Origin of the sequence: Caulobacter vibrioides (assembly GCF_002858865.1) — a bacterium.
Lineage (GTDB): Bacteria > Pseudomonadota > Alphaproteobacteria > Caulobacterales > Caulobacteraceae > Caulobacter > Caulobacter vibrioides.
Genome location: NZ_PJRR01000025.1, coordinates 206,766 through 214,030 on the forward strand (window position 1 = coordinate 206,766; position 7,265 = coordinate 214,030).

The following is a 7,265-nucleotide window of genomic DNA, read 5'->3' on the forward strand; positions in this document are numbered from 1 at the left end:
CGTGATCAGACGACCGTCACGGCGCCCACATTAAGACCGGACGCGCCCCAGGGGCCTAGCAATCGCCGGATGTGTCATTTCGTCGCACAGCTTGGCGCTGAGCTTGGCCGTGCGCCGTCCGGTCAGCCCGCCAGATTTTCCTTCTTCTCCTCAAGCTCCAGCCACTCCATCTCGGCCTGCTCCAGGTCGGCGCGCGCCTTGTCGAGGGCCTTCATCGTCTTGTCGAAGGTCGCGGGATCGCGGGTGTAGAGGTTCGGATCGGCCAGGGCTTCCTCAAGCTTGGCGATGATCGCCGGGCTCTTGGCGATCAGGGCCTCGCATTCCTCCAGGCGGCGCTGGTCCTTATAGGACAGCTTGGCGCTCTTCTTCGGAGCGGCCGGCGCGGCGGGGGCGGGCTTGGTCGCCGCCTTGGAGACGGGCGCGAAGGCGGTTCCGGACTTGGAGGCTTTGAAGAAGTCCGGGTTCTGGTCCATCAGGTCGGTCCAGCCGCCGGGTGTCTCCACGACACCGCCCTTGCCGTCCAAAGCGATGGTCGAACTGGCCAGCCGGTCGATGAAGTCGCGGTCGTGGCTGACCAGGATCAGCGTGCCGTCGAAATCGGCCAGCAGGTCCTCCAGGAGGTCCAGCGTGTCCATGTCCAGATCGTTGGTCGGCTCGTCCAGCACCATCAGATTGGTGGGATTGGCCAGCGCGCGGGCCAGCAAGAGGCGGTTGCGCTCGCCGCCAGACAGGCTGGTGACGGGCTGTCGCAGCTGGGCGTCGGTGAACAGGAATTCCTTGGCGTAGCCGGCCACATGCTTGGGGTGGCCGCGCACGATGATCGAGTCCCCGCCGCCGGGCGTCAGGAAGTCCCAGACGGTGATCTTGTCCGACAGGGCCATGCGGGCCTGGTCGATATAGGAGACCTCCAGATTGGTCCCCAACTGCACCGTGCCCGCGTCACGCTCCAGCTCGCCCAGCAGCAGCTTGACCAGGGTGGTCTTGCCCGCGCCGTTGGGGCCGACCAGAGCCACGCGATCTCCGCGCAGGATGCGGGTCGAGAAGTTCTCGACGATCGTCCGGTCGCCGAAACGCTTGGTGACGCCCTTGGCCTCGACCACCCGCTTGCCGGAGGTCCCGGCCGACTCCACGGCCATGGTCATGGTCCCGCGCAGTTCGCTCTGGCGGTCCTTCTTCTCGGCGCGCAGGGCCAGAAGCGCGCGGCGGCGGCCCTCGTTGCGGGCGCGGCGGCCCTGGACGCCTCGGGCCAGCCAAGCGTTCTCGCGCTCCAGCACCTTGTCCAGGCGCCGCGCCTCTTCGGCGTCGGCGGCCATGATCGACTCCGCCCAGGCCTCGAACTCCGAGAAGCCCTTGTCCAGGCGGCGGATCTTACGGTGCTCCAGCCAGAAGCAGCGCTCGGTCACGCGGTTGAGGAAGGCGCGGTCGTGGCTGACGATAAGGGCCGCGCACTTGGAGGCGGCCAGTTCGTCTTCCAGCGTCTGGATGGCGAAGATGTCGAGGTGGTTGGTCGGTTCGTCCAGCAGCAGCACGTCGGGCTGCTCGGCGAAGGCGCGGGCCAGCGCGGCGCGGCGGGTCTCGCCCCCGGACAGACCCTTGGCGCTCTTGTCGGGGTCCAGGCCGAAATCGGCCAGGGCGGCCTGGGCCTCGTAGTCCTGAGCGCCGCCCGCCGTCGCATAGTCCAGCAGGGTCTCGCCGGTGATCTCCGGCTCCTGGCTGACATAGACGACCTTGGCGCCGGGCTGGACGGCGCGTTCGCCGCTGTCGGCCTCGACGCCCTGGCCGGCCAGGATCTTCAGCAGGGTCGACTTGCCTGCGCCGTTGCGACCGACAAGGCAGGCGCGCACGCGCGGCTCCAGGGCCAGGTCCACCCCATCGAACAGGGGCTTGGCGCCGTCGGCGAGACGGACATCCTTGAGGGCGAGTACGGGCGCGCGGGCGGGAGAGGCCATGATCGTCTGGATACTGGGTCTAGGCTGCGGAATGTCGCGGGAGGAGAGGGCCTATAGCAGGCCCGCGACCGAAGGAACGCCAAATTCTCGATCGCAGCGCGTCGAGGGCCCGGGACTTCAGTTCCCGGGCGCGTTGACGTTGAAGCTGGCGTTGTTGCCGATCGCGGTCGAGACGCCCGTCACCTGGCGGCCGCTGGACGACACGGTGGTCGAGGACCTGGCGCCGACATCGGCGCTGTTGTTCTGGGTGTTGGTCACGCTCATGCGGCCGTTGCAGCGCGAGCAGGCGTAGCCGGTCACCGCATTGCCCATGGCGGTCGCCGTCGTCACCGCGTCATAGCCCTCGTGCCCGCCGAAGCTGGCGGTCGCCTCGACGCCGCCGCCCGTATTGGTCTGAATGTTGTCGAGCACGATTTCGGCCCCGACATTGTTGACCTGGGCGGAGTTACCCGCGGCGTAGGCCGTGGTCTGGGCCGCGCCGAACAGATACGACGTGCCCTCGGCCTGACCGCGGACATACGACGTGTTCCACTGGTGAGCCGCCACGTCGGCCAGCGGGCCGTCATTGCTGACCGCCAGATTGTTGCCCGTCGCCGTGGCCGCCGTCGCGGTCATGTAGCTGTTGCCGTAGGCGGTGAACTTGCTGGCCTGGGTCACGTCGGCGGTGTTGGCCTGGTCGGTGATCGCCCGGACCGCCGACTGGTTGGCGCCGGTCACGTTGATGTTGTTGCCCGCCGTGGTGGCGGTCACCGCGCTGGTTCCCGAGACGTAGCCGACGATCGCGCCGCCGTCGGCCAGCACGTTGGCCGTGGTCGACTGGCTGATCCGCGCGCCCGCCGAGCCGTTGTCCAGGGTCACCCCGGCGCTGTTGCCCATCGCCAGGGTCGAGACGGTCAGGTCGGCGGCCTCGGCGGTGGCGGCCTCGACCTGGCCACGCGCGGTGACGCCGGCCGAGTTGGTCTGCACCGCAAAGGCCGAGATCGTGCCGTTCGAGGCCGAAAGGGCGGCGGCGTTGCCGACCGCCGTGGTTCGAACCGCGCTCGACGCACCGGCGCTGGCGGCGACATCGACCACGCTATGGCCATAGACCACGCCCTGATTGTCCTGGTTCGACGTCACAGCGGCGTCGGCGTTGGTCACGCCGACCGAGACGCCGTTGGCCTGGGCGGTGGTGCTGGCGGTGACGCCGTCGCTCACCGTCTGGACGTTGAGGCTTTGCTCCGAAAAGATCTCGCCCAGATTGATCTGGTTGTTGAGAACCGGGCTCGGCGTCGTCGTCTGGCTAGTAGCGACCCCGCTTAGCATCACGGATATCGGGATCGCGGCGAGCGTTCCAGCGAGACGGGTCATCGCGGGTCTGCGCATTGTTCGTTCCCAGATTGTTGTAGGCCGGCGTGAAGGCGCCCGTCTGACCGACGGTGGCGTCACCGAACGGATCAAAGCGCAGGCAGCTTTCCGGACCGGGCATGCCGTAGAGATTGGCGGCCATCTCGACGGTGGCGCGCTCGATCAGGGCGCGGACCGCCAGCTGCATCGGCTCCAGCGCCCCGCGACCGGCCGAGATGTCGAAGAGATTGCCATTGAGGAAGTCGAAGACGCCGGCGCTGACTTCGCGACCGACCACCTGCTTCTGATAGGAGATGACATCCACGACCTCGAGGGTGCGGGTGTTCACCAGCCGCAGGTCCAGCGCGATGTTCATGATGAAGACGCGGCGGCGGAAGTTGCCCTTCAGGCCGTCGGTGTCCTTGTCGCCGGCATAGGCGTCAATGCCGGCCGAGCGGATGTTGTAGTTCAGCTCGGTGATGCCGCCGATGACATAGAAGTCCGAGCCCGGCACCTGGCCGGCCAGGATCTTGCGGAAGTCGGCCGGCGCGTCGGGCGCGGGGTTGGGGCGATCCGAGATCAGCTTGTTGTTGGCGTATTTCAGCTCGAACTCCGACACCGAGGTGTCGAAGCGTTCGACCAGCGGCATGCCGGCCTTGGCGAAGGCCGAGACCGCCATCAGCGAGGCGCCCTGGGTGACCTTGCGGCCCGAGCCGTCGGACTCTTCCTTACCGGTATAGTCGGCGATCCGGCCGATCGCGATGCGCGGGGCGACGATACGGTTCGTGCGCGCATACTGGTTCAGGCAGACGAGCGCGGAAGAGTAGTCGGTGGGATTGGCCGTCACCGGCGCTGTGCCAATGGGCTTGGCGTAGTTGCCCGCCGTCGAAGCCACCGGCGTGCTGCCGCAGGCGCTGAGCGCCGCGGTGGCCAGCAGGGCCAGGACCGCGCCTGTGCGCTTGACCATCATTTCGGAGTACCGCCCTTCACGACGTTCGCGCCGGCGGTGACATTGCCGCTGTTCACCTGGCTGGAATTGACGATGACGGTGTTGTTGTTGCCCTGGGTGATGACCGTCAGATTGTTGCCGATCGCGGTCGAGCCGGCGTAACCGCCCACGGCGCCGACGCCCGAATAGGCGTCCAGCGAGCCCGAGCTGCGGCTGGACGAGAAAACGCTCTGGTCCGAGCCGGTCAGCATGACGCCGTCCACGACCACCCGGTTGCCGTTGGCGTCGCGGGTCGAATACTCGACCATCCGGCTTTCCTGGCCCGAGCTGCGGCCATAGCCGGCGTTGAACGAAGCCGAATTGGTCGACATCGATTGGGCCGCGGCGACGCCGCTTGCGCCGAGCGTGACGGCGGCGACGACCATCGCCCCACGCGTCTTGATGTTCCGATGCCAGGCCATGAGAGGCTCCGCGACTGTCGACACGGAGCGGCAAGCAACCCTCGTGCCAAAAAGATACAGCATGAGGGATAGCCCCAAGGTCTCGAAAAAATGGTTAAGCCCCGCGACGGGGTTCGAATCGTCGCGCGAGCCCCTAGATAGAAGTCATGGACCAGCCCCAGCGCCCCGAGCCGATCTTGAACGCGCCCTGGCCGGCGCTGCTGGTGGCGGCGGCCGTGATCATTCCGCACCTTCTGCTGCAGGGCGCCAGCCAGGAGGTGATCTACTCCCTGGCCCTGGTCCCGCGCGAGTTCTGGGAAGGACGCTGGACCGGCGCGGTCACCATGCTGTTCGTGCATGGCGGCTGGATTCACGCGATCATGAACGCCGCCTTTGGTCTCGCTTTCGGGGCGCCGGTCTCCCGCGTGCTGGGACTGAATGTCCGGGGAGGCGGAATCTTCTGCCTGTTCTACCTCGTCTGCGGCGTGATCGCGGGGGTGGGCTTCGCCGCGATCCATCCTGAGGGCATGAGCCCGGTGGTTGGCGCTTCCGGTGCGATCGCTGGCCTGATGGGCGCAGCCGCGCGCACGATGGATAGCGCGCCCGGCCAGCTTGGACCGATGTTTGGTCCGCGTGTGATCTCGCTGGGCCTCGGCTGGCTGGTGGTCAACCTGGTCCTCGCCGTCACGGGCAGTCTTCTGACCATGGGCGCGGGCGGCGTCGCCTGGGAGGCCCATCTGATCGGCTTTGCGGTCGGCGTCCTGTTGATCGGGCCTTTCGCCCGCTGGGCCGGACCGAGCGCTCAGATCGCCGATCCGCACTGATCGTCGAGCCCCATTGATTGAAAGGCCGCTTTGGAGGACCCTCGTTCTATAAAGAACAAGGGAGGACATGCTGTGCTGGTTTCTCAGATCCTCAAAGACAAGGGTGATCTCGTGTTTACCGCCTCGCCTCAGGAGACGGTCGGCGCTGCGGCGGCGCTGCTGCATACCCGAAAGGTCGGCGCCATGGTGGTGGTCGACGACAAGGAAGCCGTCGTCGGCATCGTCTCCGAGCGCGATATCGTCCGGATGGTGGCCAAGGAAGGCGCGGCGGCGCTTACCAAGCCGATCAGCGGCTGCATGAGCGCCAATGTGGTCTTCGCTCAGCCCGACGAGACCATCGATGCGCTGCTGGAGCGGATGACCGACCGCCGCATTCGCCACTTGCCGGTCGTACAGAACGATCGTTTGGCGGGGATCATCTCGATCGGCGATCTGGTGAAGTACAAGATCCAGGCGACCCAAGCCGAGGCTGAGGGGCTGAAGGCCTATATCGCCGCGGGCTAAGGCCAGCCGACGGACGTTCGACGGCGTCTGAAGGCTGGTCGTCTATATATAGAGAGAGACGGGGGCGACCTGACGGCAGCGTCGGGCGCTCTCTTCAAGGCGCTCTATATGTGTCCGATCCGAACATGAAGCGCTGTCAGCCTTCTATGAGTTCTGCGCCCGCCCCGTTGGCGGCGTCAGCCAGGCTGTAGCCTTCGAGCACCGCAGCCGTGGCGTCGCGCGCACGCAGCAAGGCCTCGCGCAAGGCGCAGGTGGCCAGGTCGCGACAGTCCTCACAGCGTCGGAAAGCGGTTCGACTGACGCATGGGGTCAGCGCCAGGGGGCCGTCGACCAGGCGGATGATCTCGGCGAAGCTGATCGCGTCGGCGTCGCGCGCCAGCACATAGCCACCGAACTTGCCGCGCCGGCTGATGACCAGTCCTTCGCGCGAGAGAGACAGCAGGATCGCTTCCAGGAACTTGCGCGGCGCGTCGGCGCGCTCGGCGAGCTCGCCGGCGGTGACCTGGGTATCGGCCCGCGCCAGTTCGATCATGGCGCGGAGCGCGTAGCGAGCCTTCTGAGACAGCATGGTTGCAGGGCGCCTTCATCGAGCGAGCAGGGGTCTATAGCGCGCGCGCTCTATAGACTGGTCCGCGTTCTGAGCGAGGCGCGGTCGCCGCGCAAGTCTTGCATGACGTTGTTCATGCACAGGGAATGCGGGCGGATGGGGATGAAACGCTGATTTCGCGCTTGCCGCCTCGGGGGAGGGGGCCTAGAAGCCGCCCCTCGCTTCGGGGCGGCGCGCCACGGACCGGAACTTAAGTCTCTCGGGGCTTGTGTTTCGAAACGTGGATCGCTAATCTCCGCAGCCTCAGTCGAATCTCTTCGATCTCGCGGCGCTCCTATGGCGCGCCAACGGTGTTTTTTGCGCTCCGATCTGGCCTGGCTGGTGAGGAAAACAAAAATGAAAAGTTCGGTTGACCCAGGAATTCGGTTTCGCTAGAAGCCGCGCTCCTTGAAATACAAAAGATGTTCGCAAGAGCTTCCAAGTATTTCTCCCAGAAGAGCTCAGCTTTTTCTTTGAAAAAGTCGCTTGACTGGCTCCGGTGACTTCTTTAGAAGCTGCCGGCTCCGCAGAAAGCCTTCGGGCCGGACCGGCGGAGAAAGTCAGAGAGTTTTGAAAAAAACGATTTGACACGGAATTCGGGGTTGGATAGATAGCCGCCTCCGCCGACATCGGGCGCTAAACGATGGGGCCGCTGAGGCGGTTCGGGTCTTTGACATTGTTGAATTG

Annotated in this window: 7 protein-coding genes; 2 read left to right on the forward strand and 5 right to left on the reverse strand. The window is 66.1% G+C overall.

The window, feature by feature from the left end; translation table 11 throughout:
* Positions 1–122 precede the first annotated feature (122 nt).
* The 4 genes from CVUC_RS19645 to hfaA form a co-directional block, all read right to left on the reverse strand.
* Entirely contained in the window at positions 123–1,949 is a 1,827-nt protein-coding gene (locus tag CVUC_RS19645) for an ABC-F family ATP-binding cassette domain-containing protein (RefSeq protein ID WP_096033922.1), read from the reverse strand.
* A gap of 117 nt (positions 1,950–2,066) precedes the next feature.
* On the reverse strand, positions 2,067–3,314 hold the full coding sequence (gene hfaD, locus CVUC_RS19650) for a holdfast anchor protein HfaD (protein ID WP_096033921.1): 1,248 nt from the start codon (positions 3,312–3,314) through the stop codon (positions 2,067–2,069).
* Entirely contained in the window at positions 3,232–4,245 is a 1,014-nt protein-coding gene (gene hfaB, locus CVUC_RS19655) for a holdfast anchoring protein HfaB (RefSeq protein ID WP_010920482.1), read from the reverse strand. The genes hfaD and hfaB overlap by 83 nt, the downstream gene beginning before the upstream one ends.
* The gene (gene hfaA / locus CVUC_RS19660; RefSeq protein WP_010920481.1) at positions 4,242–4,685 is read right to left on the reverse strand and encodes a holdfast attachment protein HfaA; all 444 of its coding nucleotides are present in this window, start codon (positions 4,683–4,685) and stop codon (positions 4,242–4,244) included. Before hfaA ends, hfaB begins: the two co-directional genes overlap by 4 nt.
* 146 nt (positions 4,686–4,831) lie before the next feature.
* On the opposite strand from hfaA, the gene CVUC_RS19665 reads away from it, so the two are divergent.
* Together CVUC_RS19665 and CVUC_RS19670 are read left to right on the forward strand one after the other, a co-directional pair.
* Positions 4,832–5,488: a rhomboid family intramembrane serine protease gene (locus CVUC_RS19665; RefSeq protein ID WP_010920480.1), complete on the forward strand. Its 657-nt coding sequence runs from the start codon at positions 4,832–4,834 to the stop codon at positions 5,486–5,488.
* 72 nt (positions 5,489–5,560) lie between these two features.
* A complete protein-coding gene (locus tag CVUC_RS19670) occupies positions 5,561–5,992 on the forward strand; it encodes a CBS domain-containing protein (protein WP_012640541.1) in 432 nt (143 codons plus the stop codon).
* Positions 5,993–6,128: 136 nt separating this feature from the next.
* Here the strand turns inward: CVUC_RS19670 and CVUC_RS19675 are convergent, their stop codons facing one another.
* Positions 6,129–6,560, reverse strand: coding sequence for an RrF2 family transcriptional regulator (locus tag CVUC_RS19675; RefSeq protein WP_010920478.1), 432 nt, complete (start codon positions 6,558–6,560; stop codon positions 6,129–6,131).
* Between the last annotated feature and the right edge of the window lie 705 nt (positions 6,561–7,265).

What these genes read in the sequence shown, in the direction of transcription:
- CVUC_RS19665 (WP_010920480.1), top strand. Translation starts at nt 4,832, where the DNA reads ATGGACCAGCCCCAGCGCCCCGAGCCGATCTTGAACGCGCCCTGGCCG.
- hfaB (WP_010920482.1), bottom strand. Translation starts at nt 4,245, where the DNA reads ATGATGGTCAAGCGCACAGGCGCGGTCCTGGCCCTGCTGGCCACCGCG.
- hfaA (WP_010920481.1), bottom strand. Translation starts at nt 4,685, where the DNA reads ATGGCCTGGCATCGGAACATCAAGACGCGTGGGGCGATGGTCGTCGCC.
- hfaD (WP_096033921.1), bottom strand. Translation starts at nt 3,314, where the DNA reads ATGCGCAGACCCGCGATGACCCGTCTCGCTGGAACGCTCGCCGCGATC.
- CVUC_RS19675 (WP_010920478.1), bottom strand. Translation starts at nt 6,560, where the DNA reads ATGCTGTCTCAGAAGGCTCGCTACGCGCTCCGCGCCATGATCGAACTG.
- CVUC_RS19645 (WP_096033922.1), bottom strand. Translation starts at nt 1,949, where the DNA reads ATGGCCTCTCCCGCCCGCGCGCCCGTACTCGCCCTCAAGGATGTCCGT.